An 18123-nucleotide genomic window follows, 5' to 3' on the forward strand; every position below is an offset into this window, starting at 1 on the left:
TGCCATTATTTTTTTGACTGATGGGTAATGTCGATCCAAAACAAGTCACGGGTTTTTGCCCAACTGATTGCAACAACAGCCATGGTCATACAACCACCAAAAAGTGTCGCCATGATCGTGCCCATATATTTGGCAGCCAATCCAGATTCAAATGCACCAAGTTCATTACTACTGGAGACAAACATGCCATTGACCGCGGCAACACGCCCACGCATATTTTCCGGCGGGTAGAGCTGTAAAATGGTTTGGCGAACCACCACGGAGATGCTGTCACATGCGCCGGTCATTGCCAGTGCGAAGAGTGATAACCAAAGATTGCTTGAAAATGCGAATAAAATGGTAAATACACCAAAACCCGCTACAGCCAATAACATATTACGCCATGCATGATGAGTTGGAGGGAATTTGGTCAATGCAATCATGGTGATCAGGGCGCCAATAGACGGTGCTGCCCGTAAGTAGCCTAAACCTTCAGGCCCCACTTTTAAAATATCTTCGGCAAAAATCGGTAAGAGGGCAATCACGCCACCAAAAAGCACAGAAACTAAATCGAGTGAAATCGCCCAAAGGACAATTTTGGTTTTCCAGATAAAACGAAAACCTTCACTTAAACTATCTTTTAAATTGTCAGATTCAATTTTAGGAAAACTGCGTTTATTGAGTAGGTAAATGAGAACGAAGCAGACCGTTAGTAGCGCCGCAACACTGAGTAAGCTGGTTTCACGACCTAAAAATGCCAACATAAAACCGCCAAGCATTGGCCCAATAATCACCCCACTTTGCCAACCAATCGTTGTCCATGTTGCACCATTGGCATAGAGCTCCCGCGGGATTAAAAAAGGTTTAAGCGACGTTGCCGAGGGATTATAGAAACCTCGGATCGTTCCAAGCCCAAAAATGACCGCATAAATACCCCAAGACAGTTGGGTGACATCAATTTGGCCGAGACCGTATTGGTGAAATAACCCCCAAAGAATCAGTGGCATCGGTACAGAAAAAAACAGACAAATTTTCATAATGGTCTGTTTATTGAAACGATCTGCAAAGTATCCTCCCCACAAAGAGAGAGCAATAAAAGGAATTGCTTCGGCTAAACCAATTAAGCCCAGTGTTAGCGGGTCTTTAGTGATTTGATACAGTGAGTAAGCAACAATAATTTCTTGAATCAAAATGGCTAAGGTCAAACAAAATTGATTGAGCGTAACAATCGAGAAATCCCGATAACGTAGGGCTGCAAAAGCATCCTGTGCAGGTTTCATAATGGACAGTAATAGTTGGCGTGCCGACATTATATAAGCCTTATTGGGCATCGCTTATAAAATCATCGGAAAATCTATATCAGAAAATTAATTAAGTTCGATATTCGGTAGAAAGATTCGCTTTTGTTTTGAGCAAAGATGCTTTAGAATACTCGCTCCCTTACCTGCAGGGCGTCTTTGCAATGGTGCAGACGTGCCGAACAGGTGTTCAAAAGAGGTTCTTATGCCTAAGATGAAAACTCGCCGTGGTGCAGCTAAACGCTTCAAGCCAACTGCAAACGGTTTTAAACGTCACCAAGCGTTCAAACGACACATTTTGACCAAAAAATCTGCTAAGCGTATCCGTCAATTACGCGGCTGTGTAATGGTTCACGTAAGTGACGTTGCTTCAGTTCGCCGTATGTGCCCATACATCTAAGGAGATTATAAATGGCTCGTGTTAAACGTGGTGTACAGGCTCATCGCCGTCATAAAAAAATTCTTGCTCGTGCTAAAGGTTACTACGGCGCTCGTTCACGCGTATATCGCGTAGCGTTCCAAGCAGTAATCAAAGCAGGTCAATATGCTTACCGTGACCGTCGTCAAAAGAAACGTCAATTCCGTGCTCTATGGATTGCGCGTATCAATGCTGGTGCTCGTCAAAATGGTTTGTCGTACAGCCGTATGATCGCTGGCTTGAAAAAAGCTCAAGTGATTATCGACCGTCGCGTACTTGCTGACATCGCTATGCATGACGCAGTTGCGTTTGCTGCTTTAGCTTCTAAAGCTAAAGATGCATTAGCTGCATAAGTCTTTATGACTTAAAAAGGGACCGCTTTTAGCGGTCTTTTTTTGGGCTTTAAATTCTTATGTAAGCTTAACCAATATTAATCGGTTTTTGTTTTAAGCTGGACATAAGCAAGGTCTCGGTGCTGAAAATGATAGTTATGCCAATGATAATAAATGGGAAATTCATAAATTGCATTTATTTTAAAGTGCGTGTTGTAGAAAGGTGTTTTGGGTAAAATATGAAAAGTTTGCTGGTTGTCTAATAACAACCATTTCTGACCATCTGCATCCATTGAGAGTAATTGCGCATCGGTCATTTTATGAGTGCCAAAATGCAAAGCATAATAACTATGCAATACCGGCATTAGAAAAAAGCTCAGGCTCAGCGTTAAAAATGTACTGGACAGCACGCTTCCTGTAAACGCCATTTTGGGAATATCTTTTTGTATCCACAATACGCTTGGAATGAAAATCAGCAGAAAAATAATGGCCAAACACAGCAAAACCGGATAATTGGAAATGTAAAAGAACTGCGCTTGCGCGTTTAAATATAAGCCCAAAATACCAATAGGAACGCTGCCGATAATCAGGTAGGCGATCCGCGAGCTGATCTTGGTTTGCAGAATTAAATTTTGCAGATCTTCTTGAGAAAGCGTCAGCGCCGCAATCTCATCCTGAAAATTATAATATTGTTTGAGTATTTGAATCAGCTGCCCTTTTTCATGTTCACTTAAGCATGCAAGGTGCAGTTGAGATTGAACATTTTTAAGGGGGAAGAATAAAAGCTGTGGATTTTCTTTGTTGGCAGTCTGATAAATAGGACGCTGCAGCCATGAGATCCGTTTTGGGCGTTTTATACCAAGAATGGCAAATTGACAGTATTCTACCTCCTGCCGCTGAATGAATGTGCTGAGAGGTATTTTCCACAAGCGGTAATAAATTTTATCAGGCGTAATGACCAGTTTAATCTGCGTTTTTAAGTAATCAATGACAATTATAGATACGATGTAGAGCAGGATCAGCTGGGCATGATCGGCTTGCAGCTTGTAAATCGGGAAATTTTTTAGGGTGAATTGCAGGTATTCAATCACTATGCTGACGTTAAGCGGTTGAGCTTGATCTCTAAACCATTTGAAAAAAGGTATAATAAAGACCATCGCAATGCCTAGTAAAATAAGCATTAAAATTGTTGGCCATGAAATCAGCGGTTTTTTAGCATAAATGTCAAATTCTGTTTTCATAAAGTCTCATAATAATTATGTTGAAATTTTATATTTAAGTGTTTGGTTACTATATTTAAATTTTGAATATTTGATCGATGCTTAGCGCTAAATTATATCTGAAAATGAATAGGCTAGGTAGGTGCTGCGCCCCGAGCCACGGTTTGTGCGTATTATGTCGTGATTTCAATGTTTAGCTTCGATCTTGTTGCCTGGCCGGTTTGTTTAATGCTCAGTTGAAGGCCCGCACATGCACACGGTGCTTTTCGCTCAGAACGGGAAGGTATTTATATTGCGCATGTTCATCATAATTGCGGGCAGAATTAATTCATTCATCTGGGGACAGCTAGAATCTGTTTTTTTTATAAGGCGTGCAGATAGGGGGGACGGCCATAAATGAATGGATAAATACCAACTGAAAAATTATTGGATCAATATAGTCTGTGAAAAGTGTGTTTTTATACTGCAATTGAACCTGACTTTATCAATATCGATGCAGATCTTTTAAATTATCGTGAAGAATAAAAGTTAACCTATCTTATCTAATACTGTTATCTTGAAGTAGGTTCACTTGACTCAAGTAGATCATCATGACAATGAAAAAAATAAACGTAGTCGGTACATCTGCTACAGGAAAATCAACATTTTCTAGGGCATTGGCAACAAAGCTTGGTTTGCATTACATTGAATTAGATAACTTGTTTTGGCTAGATGATTGGCAAGAATGTCCTGATGAGATCTTTTTTGCACGTATTGAAGCTGAAACCGCTAAAGCGAAAAATGGTTATGTTATTGATGGCAACTATACTCGAACGATTCCTGTTAAATGGTCTGAAATAGATACGGTGATATGGTTAGACCTTCCGTTTCCAGTCAATTTATACCGCTCTGTAAGGCGCGCATTTTCTCGGGCTAAGTCCAAACAAGATCTTTGGCCAGATTCAAATAATCAGGAAAGTTTGTGGCGAATGTTTGGTCGAGATTCAATCGTTTGGTGGATGATTAAGACCCATAAAAAGAATCGTGAAAAATATCTACAGATGATGAATGCACCTGAATATCAACATATTCAATGGATTCGTTTAAAGTCTGCAAATGCAGTTGATGCATTTTTAGAACAATTGGACTCTTATGTTTTTGATGTTTAAGTTTTGATGTTTATCAATAAAAAGTGCAGTTAAGTTACAGAAATAATCTTTATACCGCGCTTTGCGCCATGCCTAATGTATGGATAGAAAAGAACAAAAGGAAAATAAAATGTTGGCTGAAATAGTTGGTATGGGTCAAGGTAGCATCACTGTAGAGCTCGAAATGATTCCCCGCAAAGGTGAGGCGGTCAAAATCATGTATGGTGCAGACGCAGAGCTTGAGGGGGAAGTAGTCTCTGTCAGTCATTATATTAATCAACATGCCGATCAGCATCGCGTTCGATTAGAAATTCGTCCGTTTAATTATTTAACGACCTCATAATTTTGAGGTCATTCATACATAAGCATGTTCATAAAAAAGCCCTTCCATGAGAAGAGTTTTTTAGTGTTGATCACATTTATACAGTTAAAGTCCGAAGTAATAAGCCAATAAGCAAATCACTACCGTAATAATAATTAAGGTAATCACTCCACCTGCACCGGGTTTATGGGTTGGATTTGGCGTGTGTGCATGCTGAGGATTTGATTTTCTTTGCTCAGTTTTAAATCCATCCAGAGGAGAGCTTTCGACCACAGGAGTTAAACGTGCAGTTTTATAGTGATTGGCGATTTTTACGATAAATTTAGCCGTTAAATCTTCAGTTTTTTGAGCAAAATGGCGCAAATTTAACTGTTCTTCAGGTGTATAGATGCTGCCATCTGCATGATAGGGATGCTGAATTTTAGACTGAATGTGGCGGTTTAATGCATCTAAGCGATGCAAGCTGTCATGTGCAAAATCCGCTTGTGCATCCGTTGGCAAGAGTCCAAGTTTTGTAGATTCATTCGATTCGCTGCTCGGATCAGGCTGCGTACCATAATAAGGTGTGCCCAACACCTCCGGCTCAATAAAACCTTCCGCAGGTTTTTGTAAAAATAATTCTGCTTCAGTGAAGTTATGAATATCATCCCATCTTGGTAACTGCATATCCGCTTCGATGCGTTTAATGAGTTTATGGTTCAGCTCATAGCGCCAAAAGGTTTCTCGACGAATTTGCAGTTGTTGGGATGCCGGTGCTTCATAGTCATTTTCTGCGTTATACCACTCGGCAAGTTCTTTACCAAAAATCCACGCCTGCTTTTTATTTTGTTCGTGGCTCACAATAAAATGGGCAAAGGGAAGAAGTTCAACGTTAGCATTCGGATTTTGTTCATCATTTAGCAAGCTAGAGCTATGTAAACTTAAGCGTTGTACCCCTTGTTTTTTTAAGCCTTCTAGCCAAATTTGGAAATGTTGAGCCAATAAATGCTGTGATAGCAAATCACGAAAATGGAAACTGTGCTGATCAAAAATGTGGTGATTCAACCAACGTTGAAAACTCAAACCTTGGTTGAGAAATTCATTGCCATAAGTGACGAGTGTGAGCTGTTGTTTCCAGATTGGATCGAGTGCCATAAAGATTGGATCCCATTGATATTGTGTTTATCTTATACTTTTTTTAAAACTTGATGCTAATGCAATTTTAACTTGTGAATGCGCTTCATCATAACGGCTAAAAACTGTTAGAATAAGGGGTTTATATTATTTTTTTAAATTGTTGCTTTGAGAGTTACTATGTCACTGGAAGCCCTGACCACTGAAGCGCTCGCTGCGATTGCAGCAGCAGAGGACCTTGCTACACTCGACCAAGTGCGAGTGCAATTTACAGGGAAGAAAAGCCAGCTCGCGGAACAATCGAAGTCGCTCGGTAAAATGGACCCAGAAGAACGTAAAGTTTTTGGTGCTCAAATTCATGCCGTTCGTGAATCGATTACTGGCGCACTGACTGCTCGTCAAGCTGAATTACAAAAAGCTGCATTAGAACAAAAGCTTGCTAGCGAAACGATTGATATTACTTTACCCGGCCGTGGTCAAACGGTGGGTAGTATTCACCCTGTGACTCAAGTTCAAGAACGTATTTGCCAATTCTTTACCAAAGCTGGCTTTACTGTTGCGACTGGTCCAGAAGTTGAAGATGATTATCACAACTTTGAAGCATTGAACATTCCGGGTCATCACCCTGCACGTGCGATGCACGACACTTTCTATTTTGATGCGAATCATTTACTTCGTACGCATACCTCAGGCGTGCAAATTCGTACGATGGAAACTCAGCAGCCTCCAATCCGTATTGTGTGCCCTGGTCGTGTTTACCGCTGTGACTCAGATCAAACGCATTCTCCAATGTTCCATCAAATCGAAGGTTTGTACGTTGCTGAAAACACCAGCTTTGCAGAACTTAAAGGTTTGTTGGTGAACTTGTTAAATGAATTCTTTGAAAAAGATTTGAAAGTACGTTTCCGTCCATCTTATTTCCCATTCACAGAGCCAAGTGCGGAAGTGGATATCATGGATGAACGTGGTAAATGGTTGGAAGTTTTGGGCTGCGGTATGGTGCATCCAAACGTTTTACAAGCCGCTGGCATTGACCCAGAAAAATACAAAGGCTTTGCCTTTGGTTTAGGTGTAGAACGTTTTGCAATGTTGCGTTATGGCATTAATGACCTACGTATGTTCTACCAAAATGATGTGCGTTTCTTACGCCAATTTGCTTAAACAGTTTTATACCTCTCCCTAACCTCTCCTAAAAGGAGAGGGGTTGTCCATCATGACTTAGGGTTCGTCCTCTTTCTTTAAAGGGGAGCTAGAGGGGATTAGAAATTTAGAATTAATAGGTTTTTATACAATGAAAATTAGCGAAAATTGGTTGCGTACATGGGTTAACCCAGCCATTGATAGCGATACACTTTCTGACCAACTGACCATGTTAGGTTTAGAAGTTGATGATTTATCTCCTGCTGCAAAACCATTTACTGGTGTAGTAGTCGGTGAAGTTTTAACAGTGGTTCAACATCCCGATGCTGACCGTTTACGTGTCACTACTGTAAACATCGGTTCAGGCGAGCCGTTACAAATCGTTTGTGGTGCTCCAAACGTGCGTGTAGGCATGAAAGCTCCTGTAGCAACCATTGGTGCAGTACTTCCGGGCGATTTCAAAATCAAAAAAGGCAAGCTTCGTGGTGTTGAATCGCAAGGCATGCTGTGCGGTGCGTCTGAAATTGATCTTGAAGACAAAATCGACGGTCTATTAGAGCTTCCTGCAGATGCTCCTGTTGGTGTAAATGTGCGTGAATATTTAGATCTTGATGACAATGTGATTGATATCAGTATTACACCAAACCGTGGTGACTGTTTCAGTATTCGTGGTATTGCACGTGAAATTGGTGTGATTAATCAACTCCCTGTGACTGCCCCTGAAATTAAAGAAGTTGCTGCAACAATTACTGATGAGAAGAAAGTTGTTATTGAAACTGATGGTTGCCCACGTTACTTAGGTCGAGTGATCAAAAACGTCAATACCAAAGCACCAACTCCTGAGTGGATGGAACGTGCATTGGCTCGTGCGGGCATTCGTCAGCACAGTATTTTGGTCGATATTACCAACTACGTTTTAATGGAATTGGGTCAACCTTTACATGCATTCGATGGCGGTAAAGTTGAAGGGTCAGTTCGTGTACGCCAAGCAACAGCAGCAGAAAAATTAACGTTGTTGAATGAACAAGAAGTTGAATTATCTGAAAACGTGATGGTGATTGCGGATGATCAAAAAGCTTTGGCGATTGCAGGAATCATGGGTGGCCTAAGTTCAGCGGTTTCTGATGATACCACTGAAATTTTCCTTGAGTCGGCGTTCTTTGATCAACTCTATATCGCAGGTCGTGCACGTAGTTTTGGTTTGCATACTGATGCATCTCAGCGTTATGAACGCGGTGTAGACTTTGAATTGCCGATGACTGCAATGCATCGTGCTTCTCAGCTTATCGCTGATTTAGCTGGTGGTGAGTTTGGTCCAATTACTGTTGCTGAAAAAGTTGAATTATTACCAAAACGTGAAGCCATTGAACTGAACCAAGCGCAAGTTGATCAACTGCTCGGTTATAAAGTTGAATCTGCATTTATTACGGATGCTTTAACGCGTTTGGGTTGCAATGTCACTGTGAAAGCAGAAGGTGAGTGGACTGTTTTACCACCATCACACCGCTTTGACATGGCGATTTATCAAGACCTCATCGAAGAAGTAGCACGTATTCACGGTTACGACAATATTCAAATTAGCTTGCCGGTGATTGATGTCAAACTAGCGAAATACCAAGACCAATTTGAATTGGTTCAGTTACGTCAAACTGCAGTGGCTTTGGGTTATCAAGAAGCGATTAGCTTTAGCTTTGCAGATGCGAAACTAGAGAAACAATTGAATCCACAGGTTCAACCACTAGCGCTTGCAAACCCGATTTCTAGCGATCTTGCAGTGATGCGTTCAACCTTATTATCAAGTTTGATCCCATGTGTGCAATACAACGTGAACCGTCAGCAAAATCGTGTTCGTTTCTATGAGCTTGGTCTACGTTTTGATTATCAAGGTGCGAACAGCATTCATGATCTTAAACAGATCCCAACATTTGCACTGGTTGCAACAGGTTCGCGTACGACTGAATCTTGGCATGGTAAAGCACAGCCAATGGATTTCTTTGACTTTAAAGGCGATGTAGAAGAGATTTTAAATTCTGCACGTTTAAATGTTGAATATGTACGTTCAGAGCGTACGTGGTTGCATCCAGGTCAATCTGCTGAAATCTTAGTCAATGGTCAATCAATTGGTTACTTCGGTCGTTTACACCCATCTTTAGAAGATGAGTTGGATTTGGCGACTACTTGGGTCGCTGAATTAGATCAATCGGCTGTTTTGCAAACTTATGTATCTAATTTTACAGAATTATCACGTTTTCCGTCGGTTCGACGTGATATTGCGCTTTTAATTAGTGATAAGATTAATGTTAGTGAAATTCAGCAACTTATCGAAAAAACCGGCGGTGAGCTTTTAGACGCAGTTTGGTTATTCGATGTGTACACTGGTCAAGGTGTCGAAGAAGGCAAGCGCTCATTGGCATTTGCAATTCAATGGCAACATCCAACACGTACATTAGAAGATGCTGAAATCAAAACCGGTATGGATAACATACTTCAGGTGTTGGAAAACACTTACCAGGCGACATTGAGGGCTTCATGACAGCATTAACAAAAGCAGAAATGGCTGATCATTTAAGTGAGCTCACGAGTTTAAACCGTCGTGAAGCAAAACAAATGGTCGAGTTATTCTTCGATGAGATTAGCCAAGCGCTAATCTCTGGGGAACAAGTTAAACTCTCTGGTTTCGGTAACTTCGAGTTGCGTGATAAACGTCAACGCCCAGGCCGTAACCCGAAAACGGGTGAAGAAATTCCGATTTCTGCCCGTCGTGTAGTGACCTTCCGTGCGGGACAAAAATTCCGTCAACGTGTTGGAAATGAGCAGATCGATTGATCTGCTTTTTTTTGCCTTTGATTTAGGAGGTGCAGTGTTCATCATCTATCGCACAAGTCATGTTGAAGAATATTCGTTTTAAAGTGAGATGATATATTTGAGTTGAGTTGAGTTGAGTTGTCGTAGAGATTGATTATGGCTTTCTTTTAGCAAAATCGTCAGTTTTTATTTTTCAATAAGCATGGGTTTAGTATTTTGAATTTAAGCTCTTTTTATGAACTAGGCTTTAAAGTTTCAGGCAATAAAAAAGAGAGCCAAAGGGCTCTCTTTTTGTGCTGAATAATCGGTTAGATTATTGAGCTTCAGAAGCAGCAGCAGTAGCTTCAGATGCAGCAGCAGTAGCTTCAGATGCAGCAGCAGTAGCTTCAGATGCAGCAGCAGAAGCTTCAACAGCAGCAGCGTCAGACGCAGCAACTACTTCAGAAGCAGCAGCTTCAGATGCAGCAGCAGGAGCAGCTTCTTCAGTTTTTTTAGCACAACCAACGAAAGCTAAAGTAGTAGCAACTGCAGCAGCAATAGCGATTTTTTTGAATAACATGGCATCACTCTCTAAAATATGAGATTAAAAAATAACCTGCGTTAGTCTGTTGTGTGCTTTTTATTATGCCTAATTTGAATAGGTATTAAAAATGCATAGAGCAGTCTAACTGGTCTGCGTGTATGCTATCACTGAGTATTTTGAAATGCTACTAGTGACTTTGAAAAAACCGTTAAAAATAGGTGAAAAACGGCCATTTTTTAACAGAAAATAACAATTAAGAGAAAGTTTTATATTGGCGAAATAGCAAATAAACTACTAAAAAGAATAGGGTTTTTTAACATATATTTTTTATAATCATAAACTTGAAAATAAGTTTATATGGAGATCTATCAAATGTTTCTTTGTGTAACTAAAGTCAACCAAATAAAAAGGCCATCGTTATAGATGGCCTTTTCAGTCAAACATTCAACTTAGTTGGATGCTTTACGTTTCATTTGATCGAAGAAATCATCATTGGTTTTGGTTTCTTTCATGCGATCAAGCAAGAATTCCATCGCTGCAAGTTCGTCTTGTGTATGAAGCAATTTACGTAAAATCCAAACTTTACGGAGGTTATCTTCAGACATTAGGCGCTCTTCACGACGTGTACCTGATTTTTTGATGTTCATCGCAGGGAACACACGTTTTTCAGCAATACGACGGTCTAGGGTAATTTCTTGGTTACCTGTACCTTTGAATTCTTCGTAGATCACTTCATCCATCTTACTGCCAGTTTCAATCAACGCAGTTGAGATAATCGTCAGTGAACCACCTTCTTCGATATTACGTGCTGCACCGAAGAAACGTTTTGGACGTTCTAAAGCATGGGCATCCACACCACCAGTAAGAACTTTACCAGATGAAGGGATTACAGTGTTGTAAGCACGTGCTAAACGAGTAATTGAGTCAAGCAAAATCACTACATCTTTTTTGTGTTCAACAAGACGTTTAGCTTTTTCAATCACCATCTCTGCAACTTGAACGTGACGAGCTGGTGATTCATCGAATGTTGAAGCAACCACTTCACCACGAACAGTACGTTCCATTTCTGTTACTTCTTCAGGACGTTCGTCAATCAGAAGGACAATCAAGAAACATTCAGGATTGTTACGAACAATCGACTGAGCGATGTTTTGTAACAACATGGTTTTACCCGCTTTTGGCGGTGCAACGATAATTGAACGTTGACCTTTACCAATCGGAGCAACCAAGTCAACCACACGCGCAGTTAAGTCTTCTGTTGTACCATTACCTAATTCCATTACCAATTGTTCGGTTGGAAATAAAGGTGTTAAGTTTTCGAAAAGAATCTTATTACGTGAGTTTTCGGGTGTGTCGTAGTTAATTTGATTAACTTTTAATAATGCAAAGTAACGTTCGCCTTCTTTAGGTGGACGAATCGTACCTGTAATAGTGTCACCAGTACGAAGGTTGAAGCGACGGATTTGTGATGGGCTCACATAGATATCGTCAGGGCCGGCTAGGTAAGAACCCGCTGCAGAGCGTAAGAAACCAAAGCCGTCCGACAGAATTTCTAGAACGCCATCACCAAAAATCTCTTCGCCGTTCATTGCGTGGCGCTTTAAGATGGCAAAAATAATATCTTGCTTACGGTTACGAGCCATTCCTTCGAGGCCCATAAACTCGGCAATCTTGATGAGTTCGCCAATCGGTTTTTTCTTGAGTTCGGTTAAGTTCATAGGTGGTCAGATAGAATCTAAAATTCTGAGGTACAGGTTGGAAAAGGGAGCAACAAATGTGCCGCAATCATGCAAGAAACGATAGCAATTGGTTTGCACAAAACAATTCAGAGATCTGATTCGTTATATGAAGAGAGATGTGAAAAACAATTCTGTTGCCGAGCGGCATTTTATGTGTTGTGTTGTAAGAAAATGACAGGATTTGAGATCCTTAATTTCTTGAGTAAACAATATAAGAGAGAACACAGCATTTGTCAATTTATCAACCAAAAAAATACGCTGTGTAAAACAGCGTATTTTCGAGTGTTATTATCGAAAAAATATTAGATGTTTTCTTCGATGAAAGCTGTCAATTTAGATTTTGGTGCGGCACCGACTTGGGTTGCTACAACTTCGCCGTTTTTAAACATTAATAATGCAGGAATGTTACGGATGTTGTAGTTTACAGCTGTTTGTTCGCAAGAAGTTACGTCTACTTTAACGATTTTAACTTTGCCTTCAAACTCAGTTGAAAGTACTTCAAGTACAGGTGCAATGGCTTTACAAGGAGCACACCAACCTGCCCAGAAATCTACAAGTACAGGAGTATCAGACTCTAGTACATCGGCTTGGAAGTTTTCATCAGTTGTATTTACGATATTGCCAGACATGGATTTTGCTCCGGAATTAATTTTTAAGTTGACTCTATGTTTATAAGTATTACATAGCCAACTATAACAATGTAGGGGGTTATGTAAATTTTCGACCTGAATGGTCAGTTTGTCTAATGGATGATCACGATGCCGATGATCGTGTATGACTATCATTGCTTCAGATAAAAAATCGATAAGTTCCGCCCGAACTACTCATAAATGGCTTTTAAATTGCATGTATGTGAATTAATCTAAGCACAATTCTGAACAGGTTTTTTTGAATAATGTCTGATTTTTTGATTGATGAAGAATTACTTGCTGCTATCGATATGGGATCGAACAGCTTCCACTTGGCTATCGCACGCGTAGACCATGGTGAAGTGAAAAAAGTTGCATCAATGTCAGAAAAAGTACAGCTTGCCGCAGGTCTAGACGAAAATAAAAATTTGACTGAAGCCGCACAGCAACGAGGATTAGCCTGCCTAGCACGTTTTGTGGGGCGTTTAAATCCTGTACAAGCTAACCGTTTACGTATTGTGGCGACTAATGCCTTGCGTCAAGCAAAAAATGGTCATGAATTTATCCAAAAAGCCGCTGAAATTTTACCAAAACCAATTGAAATCATTGCTGGTCGTGAAGAAGCCCGTCTAATTTATTTAGGGGTTTCACATACTATGGCAAATAGTGGTCGCCGCCTTGTGATTGATATCGGTGGGGGTTCAACAGAGTTGATTATTGGTGAAGAGTTTGAACCGATTCATACAGAATCTGTGCAAATGGGCTGTGTCGCTTTTACCAAAGCGTTTTTTGCTGATGGTGAAATTAACCTGAAAAGTTTTGATAAAGCGGTAAATGCTGCTCGCAAGGAAATCGCAGGCATTGCCAACACTTATAAAGCTGCGGGCTGGGATACTGTTGTCGGTTCAAGTGGCACGATCAAAGCATGTCGTCAGATTTGTGTCAATATGGGCTGGAGCAACGATCAGGAAGAACTGACACGTGACGGTTTATTTAAACTCAAAGATAAATTGCTTAAATATAAGCATGTCAATGAAATGGAATTTGATGGTCTAAAAGAAGACCGTCGAGCAGTTTTGCCAGCCGGCATTGCCATTTTGTATGCAGTCTTTGATGTGCTGAATATCGATAAATTGGTTTATTCTGATGGCGCGTTACGTGAAGGCGTGATGTACGACCTATTGGGACGTTTCCAACATGAAGATGTTCGTGACCGTTCTGTACATGCGTTGATGGGTCGCTACAACGCAGATGTAAAACAAGCTGAGCGTGTGGTAAATACCGCGCAACAACTGTTTAATGGTGTGGCGACCGCACTGAATTTGACCAGTGATGACAGTGATTTACTGCGTCGTGCCGCGTATTTGCATGAAATTGGTTTAGCGATCAGTCATAGTGGTTACCATCGTCATGGTGCTTATTTACTGCAACATTCGGATATTCCTGGTTTCTCACAAATTGATCAAAATCATTTGTCGCATTTAGTAGCGCATCATCGTCGTAAGTTACGCAGTGACGCGCGCATTGATGTGATGAAAGTCGGTGGTAACAAACTTGTTTACTTATGTCTATTGCTTCGTTTAGCAGTTTTATTAAATCATAGTCGCAGCGATGAGATGCTTCCTGCCATTGAATTAAGCGTGGACAATGCGCAACAATGGCAACTTAGTGTTTCTGGTGATGCCAAACAGTGGCCTTTGTTGGTTGCAGACTTGCATGATGAGCAGGTGCAATTTAAGCATTGGGATATTGAACTGAATATCCAGTCGGAACAATTTATCAATTAAGAGACCAGTTAAGTTAGGGATAATGATCGACCTATGAAAAATAAAGCAGCTCAATCTAAAGCCTGGACTACGGTTCAGATCGCACGTCATCCTGAACGTCCGCAGTTTTTGGATTATGTTGGCGAAATTTTTACAGAGTTCGATGCTTTGCACGGTGACCGCCTATTTGGTGATGACGGCGCGATGATTGGTGGTTTGGCTCGTTTAGATGGTCAGCCTGTGATGATTGTAGGTCAGCACCGTGGTCGTAGTACACGTGAAAAATTACAACATAATTTTGGTATGAGTAACCCCGAAGGTTACCGTAAAGCACAGCGTTTATTGGATATGGCCGAGCGTTTTAATCTGCCAGTCTTTACCTTTATTGATACCATGGGTGCGTACCCAGGTGTGGGTGCAGAAGAGCGTGGTCAGGCCGAAGCGATTGCAACTAGCTTAGCTCAGCTTTCTTCACTCAAAGTGCCTGTAGTGGCAACGGTATTGGGTGAAGGTGGTTCGGGTGGTGCGCTCGGTATTGGCGTGGCTGACCGTGTGATTATGCTATCTCACAGTATTTATTCAGTGATTTCACCTGAAGGCTGTGCATCTATTTTGTGGAAAACTGCAGAGAAAGCAGAACAAGCAAGTGAAGCATTGGCATTGACGGCAGATAAATTGCAGAAGATGGGCATTGTGGAATACGTGGTGGACGAAGCGGAGGGCGCACATTTAAACCCTGAAAAAGTCATGCAGGATTTGAAAGTGGTCTTGAAGCAAGCTCTAGAAGAACTGCAACCAATGGATGCAAACGAACGATGCGAAGCGCGTTATCAGCGTTTAATGAAGTTTGGCAGCGACAATTTAGGGCTGACTGCTTAAGTCAAATTCAGGCGCTGCCTGAACAAAGCCGATTTTTAATAGGATGTAGTGGTGGCATGGATTCCATGTTGCTGCTGCATCTTATGTCGTTTTTGTGCCCTGAAAAAATACGGGTGATTTATATTGATCACCAACTACAAGCGTGTAGTCATGCTTGGGGCGAGTTTGTACGCGCTCAGTGTGCAGCGCTGAATCTTCCATTCATCATACAAAAAGTTCAGGTTGCGCAAGGTAACCTTGAAAATCAAGCCCGCTCAGCCCGCTATCAAGCCTTTGTCGAACATTTACAAGCAGATGAAATATTGGTACTCGCGCATCATCAGCAAGATCAAGCTGAGACACTGATGTTGCGGCTACTTTCAGGTGCCGGTGTCCATGGCCTTGCTGCCATGAAAAAATTCGATGTGCGTGAAGATTTTACATTATGGCGTCCGCTATTAGATCTTTCACGTGAGCAAATTTGCCAATGGGCAGCACAGCTGCATGTGCAAAATATTCAAGACCTCACCAATTTTGATACCGACTATGACCGTGCGTGGAGTCGTGAGATTTTGTGGCCGTTACTCAGCGATCGATTTCCTAAAATGCAGCAAGCCTTGAGTCGAACCAGTTATTTGATGCAAGATGCTGATGAAATTTTATATGAGGTGTTGCAGCAAGATTTAGCGGCCTGTGGTTCATCGCAAATGTTATCTTTGGCTGCTTTACAACAGCTCAGTCAGGCACGTCAGCGTCAGTTGTTATCGCACTGGATGAAAGGTGAGGGGCAATATCGTCCAAGTTTTGAAATGGTACAGCGTTTATTTTCAGAAGTGATTGGCTCACGCGAAGACTCGCAAGCGGCATTACACTGGAATGGGTTTTATTATCTGCGCTTTCAACAGCAACTTCATCGGATTGCCAAAGCGGATTATCTTCAAACTGACCCCATTCAAGAGGTTGAGGTTATAACTTGTGTTGCAGGTCAGTGCCACAAGTTGCCTGCCGGACATTTTGTGATTCAACCCTCAGAGGTTGGCTTATCACCTGAATTATTGGGGCAGCAACTGCAGATTCGCCCACGTCTTGGCGGCGAAAAAATTCATTTGTATGGTCGTGTCGGAAGTTGGCCGTTGAAAAAAGCCATTCAGCAGGCGCAAATTTTTCCATGGCAGCGTCATACTATTCAAATATTAAGCCGAGATAATGTTATGCTAGGCGTCTTTACGCCTCAGGGCTTTTGGTTGGCACAGTCTGAATTTTGTACTCAAGCTGGCTGGCAACCGACATTATCTCTTAACGCTAAATCTGCAATATCGGATCTTCAATCATGAGCGCAATTCTAAATTGTAATATCAGTTTCATTGGTGGCGGCAACATGGCACAGGCTTTAATTGGTGGCCTAATTGCACGTGGTGTCCCGACGACACGTATTACAGTTTCAGATCCCGTAGAAAAAGTACGTGAGCTTTTGGCTGAAAAAGATTTGCATGTGACCGATGATAATGTTGCGGCAATTCGAGATGCTGATATTGTACTTTTTGCCGTTAAACCTCAGGTGTTGGCAAAAGTTTTGGCACCATTACAAGGGTTGCTAGAAGGGAAGTTGGTGATTTCAATTGTTGCAGGTGCAGAAATTGCAACGATTTCAAAACTATTAGGCACAGAGCGTATTGTTCGTGTCATGCCAAACACACCTGCTTTAGTTCAAACCGGTGCGCATGGTTTGTATGCAGGTGAAGCGGTTTCGGCTGAAGATCGTGATCTTGCAAGTCAAGTTTTGGCTTCAACTGGTTTAACACTTTGGGTAAACTCTGAAGCGCAGATTGATGCGGTAACAGCAGTTTCTGGCTCAGGTCCTGCATACTTTTTCTATATGATGGAAAGTATGATCCGTGCAGGAAAAAACATGGGCTTGGATGAAAAAGTGGCTACAGCACTCACCTTGCAAACTGCATTAGGTGCCGCACAAATGGCGATTACCAGTGCCAACAGTCCTGCGGAGTTGCGTAAAAATGTAACTTCTCCAAATGGTACCACACAAGCCGCGATTGAAGTATTTGATCGTGCTCAGATTTCACAAAATATTCAGGCCGCTTTAGCTGCAGCGCAAAAGCGTAGCCAAGAGTTGGCACAAGAGTTAAGCGAAAGCACCAAATAATTCGATTTGATTTAGGAAAGTTCAAGTATGGGCTCTGCTCAAATTTTTGGAATCATTATTAACGTTGCAATTTTGCTCGTATTTTTCCGTTTTTTAATGCAGCTTGCTGCCGTGAGTCCATATAACCCTGTGGTTTTGGCAACAGCAAAAGCAACAAAAATTGTCGACATCTTTAGCCGAATTTTCCCAACTTTGGCCAAAGGTCGAGTGAATACCGCAGCATTGGTGTTGGTGGTGATTCTGTATTTGTTAAAAATGTTTGGTTTGATGTATTTGTCAGGCGTGGCGGTGAATAGTCCATTCCATCTGATCATTATGACCTTTGTGACCATGATTCAGGATTTAATCCGTTTCTGTCGTTACTTAATTTTTGCATCGATTATTTTGAGTTGGGTCGTGATGTTTAGCCAGTCACGTTCGCCTTATATTGAAGTGGTTCAAGAGTTGGCAGAACCGCTACTTGCGCCATTCCGTCGTATTCTTCCAAATATGGGGATGATTGACTTGTCACCAATTTTTGCGATTTTGGCATTGTTGGTTGCGGAAACCATTATGAAGCAAGTCGCAATTGCATTATTGACTGGTCTTTAATCTGAGCTAAGACGAGTTAAATTAAAAAGGACGCCGAGGCGTCCTTTTTTGTGGATTTAATATGTGGTGTAAAACAATAAATATCTACGAGGAGATATCTCA

18 protein-coding genes are annotated in these 18123 nt (G+C 41.4%); 12 read left to right on the top strand and 6 right to left on the bottom strand.

Features of this window, described 5'->3' with window-relative positions; translation table 11 throughout:
• Positions 1-5: 5 nt before the first annotated feature.
• Positions 6-1259: an MFS transporter gene (locus tag FTU77_RS12540; protein ID WP_180055953.1), complete on the bottom strand. Its 1254-nt coding sequence runs from the start codon at positions 1257-1259 to the stop codon at positions 6-8.
• A 223-nt stretch (positions 1260-1482) separates the two neighbouring features.
• Here FTU77_RS12540 and rpmI point away from each other — a divergent pair, with 223 nt between their 5' ends.
• Together rpmI and rplT are read left to right on the top strand one after the other, a co-directional pair.
• Complete coding sequence (rpmI, locus tag FTU77_RS12545) at positions 1483-1677, top strand: 50S ribosomal protein L35 (RefSeq protein ID WP_065994397.1); 195 nt, start codon at positions 1483-1485, stop codon at positions 1675-1677.
• Positions 1678-1688: 11 nt separating this feature from the next.
• Positions 1689-2048 (top strand): 50S ribosomal protein L20, encoded by a 360-nt coding sequence (rplT, locus tag FTU77_RS12550; protein ID WP_004647525.1) that lies wholly within the window; start codon positions 1689-1691, stop codon positions 2046-2048.
• A gap of 77 nt (positions 2049-2125) precedes the next feature.
• Here the strand turns inward: rplT and FTU77_RS12555 are convergent, their stop codons facing one another.
• Positions 2126-3268: a hypothetical protein gene (locus tag FTU77_RS12555; RefSeq protein WP_180055942.1), complete on the bottom strand. Its 1143-nt coding sequence runs from the start codon at positions 3266-3268 to the stop codon at positions 2126-2128.
• A gap of 575 nt (positions 3269-3843) precedes the next feature.
• On the opposite strand from FTU77_RS12555, the gene FTU77_RS12560 reads away from it, so the two are divergent.
• On the top strand, positions 3844-4395 hold the full coding sequence (locus FTU77_RS12560; RefSeq protein WP_180055954.1) for an adenylate kinase: 552 nt from the start codon (positions 3844-3846) through the stop codon (positions 4393-4395).
• Positions 4396-4504: 109 nt separating this feature from the next.
• Complete coding sequence (locus tag FTU77_RS12565) at positions 4505-4717, top strand: hypothetical protein (protein ID WP_111884721.1); 213 nt, start codon at positions 4505-4507, stop codon at positions 4715-4717.
• Between the two features lie 84 nt (positions 4718-4801).
• Here the strand turns inward: FTU77_RS12565 and FTU77_RS12570 are convergent, their stop codons facing one another.
• A complete protein-coding gene (locus tag FTU77_RS12570) occupies positions 4802-5830 on the bottom strand; it encodes a hypothetical protein (protein WP_180055943.1) in 1029 nt (342 codons plus the stop codon).
• Positions 5831-5989: 159 nt separating this feature from the next.
• Here FTU77_RS12570 and pheS point away from each other — a divergent pair, with 159 nt between their 5' ends.
• The 3 genes from pheS to FTU77_RS12585 all read left to right on the top strand — a co-directional run bounded on the left by pheS (position 5990) and on the right by FTU77_RS12585 (position 9775).
• The gene (gene pheS / locus FTU77_RS12575) at positions 5990-6970 is read left to right on the top strand and encodes a phenylalanine--tRNA ligase subunit alpha (RefSeq protein ID WP_180024390.1); all 981 of its coding nucleotides are present in this window, start codon (positions 5990-5992) and stop codon (positions 6968-6970) included.
• 130 nt (positions 6971-7100) lie between these two features.
• Positions 7101-9482: a phenylalanine--tRNA ligase subunit beta gene (gene pheT / locus FTU77_RS12580; RefSeq protein WP_180055944.1), complete on the top strand. Its 2382-nt coding sequence runs from the start codon at positions 7101-7103 to the stop codon at positions 9480-9482.
• A complete protein-coding gene (locus FTU77_RS12585; protein ID WP_004649746.1) occupies positions 9479-9775 on the top strand; it encodes an integration host factor subunit alpha in 297 nt (98 codons plus the stop codon). Before pheT ends, FTU77_RS12585 begins: the two co-directional genes overlap by 4 nt.
• A 292-nt stretch (positions 9776-10067) precedes the next feature.
• Here the strand turns inward: FTU77_RS12585 and FTU77_RS12590 are convergent, their stop codons facing one another.
• The 3 genes from FTU77_RS12590 to trxA form a co-directional block, all read right to left on the bottom strand.
• On the bottom strand, positions 10068-10313 hold the full coding sequence (locus tag FTU77_RS12590; protein ID WP_078192631.1) for a hypothetical protein: 246 nt from the start codon (positions 10311-10313) through the stop codon (positions 10068-10070).
• A gap of 413 nt (positions 10314-10726) precedes the next feature.
• Positions 10727-11995 (bottom strand): transcription termination factor Rho, encoded by a 1269-nt coding sequence (gene rho / locus FTU77_RS12595; RefSeq protein ID WP_067731074.1) that lies wholly within the window; start codon positions 11993-11995, stop codon positions 10727-10729.
• Positions 11996-12318: 323 nt separating this feature from the next.
• Entirely contained in the window at positions 12319-12645 is a 327-nt protein-coding gene (trxA, locus tag FTU77_RS12600; protein ID WP_078192629.1) for a thioredoxin, read from the bottom strand.
• Positions 12646-12911: 266 nt separating this feature from the next.
• Between trxA and ppx the strand changes: the two genes are divergently transcribed.
• Genes ppx through FTU77_RS12625 form a run of 5 tightly spaced genes read left to right on the top strand, consistent with a single transcriptional unit; the run spans position 12912 to position 18021 of the window.
• On the top strand, positions 12912-14432 hold the full coding sequence (gene ppx, locus FTU77_RS12605) for an exopolyphosphatase (RefSeq protein WP_180055945.1): 1521 nt from the start codon (positions 12912-12914) through the stop codon (positions 14430-14432).
• 33 nt (positions 14433-14465) lie between these two features.
• Positions 14466-15290, top strand: coding sequence for an acetyl-CoA carboxylase carboxyltransferase subunit alpha (locus FTU77_RS12610; RefSeq protein WP_078189570.1), 825 nt, complete (start codon positions 14466-14468; stop codon positions 15288-15290).
• Entirely contained in the window at positions 15227-16603 is a 1377-nt protein-coding gene (tilS, locus tag FTU77_RS12615; protein ID WP_180055946.1) for a tRNA lysidine(34) synthetase TilS, read from the top strand. Before FTU77_RS12610 ends, tilS begins: the two co-directional genes overlap by 64 nt.
• A complete protein-coding gene (gene proC / locus FTU77_RS12620; RefSeq protein ID WP_168378486.1) occupies positions 16600-17430 on the top strand; it encodes a pyrroline-5-carboxylate reductase in 831 nt (276 codons plus the stop codon). The genes tilS and proC overlap by 4 nt, the downstream gene beginning before the upstream one ends.
• Positions 17431-17457: 27 nt before the next feature.
• The gene (locus tag FTU77_RS12625; RefSeq protein WP_078189567.1) at positions 17458-18021 is read left to right on the top strand and encodes a YggT family protein; all 564 of its coding nucleotides are present in this window, start codon (positions 17458-17460) and stop codon (positions 18019-18021) included.
• The last annotated feature ends 102 nt before the right edge of the window (positions 18022-18123 follow it).

Source organism: Acinetobacter sp. YH12142 (assembly GCF_013418435.1).
In the GTDB taxonomy this organism is placed as follows: domain Bacteria; phylum Pseudomonadota; class Gammaproteobacteria; order Pseudomonadales; family Moraxellaceae; genus Acinetobacter; species Acinetobacter amyesii.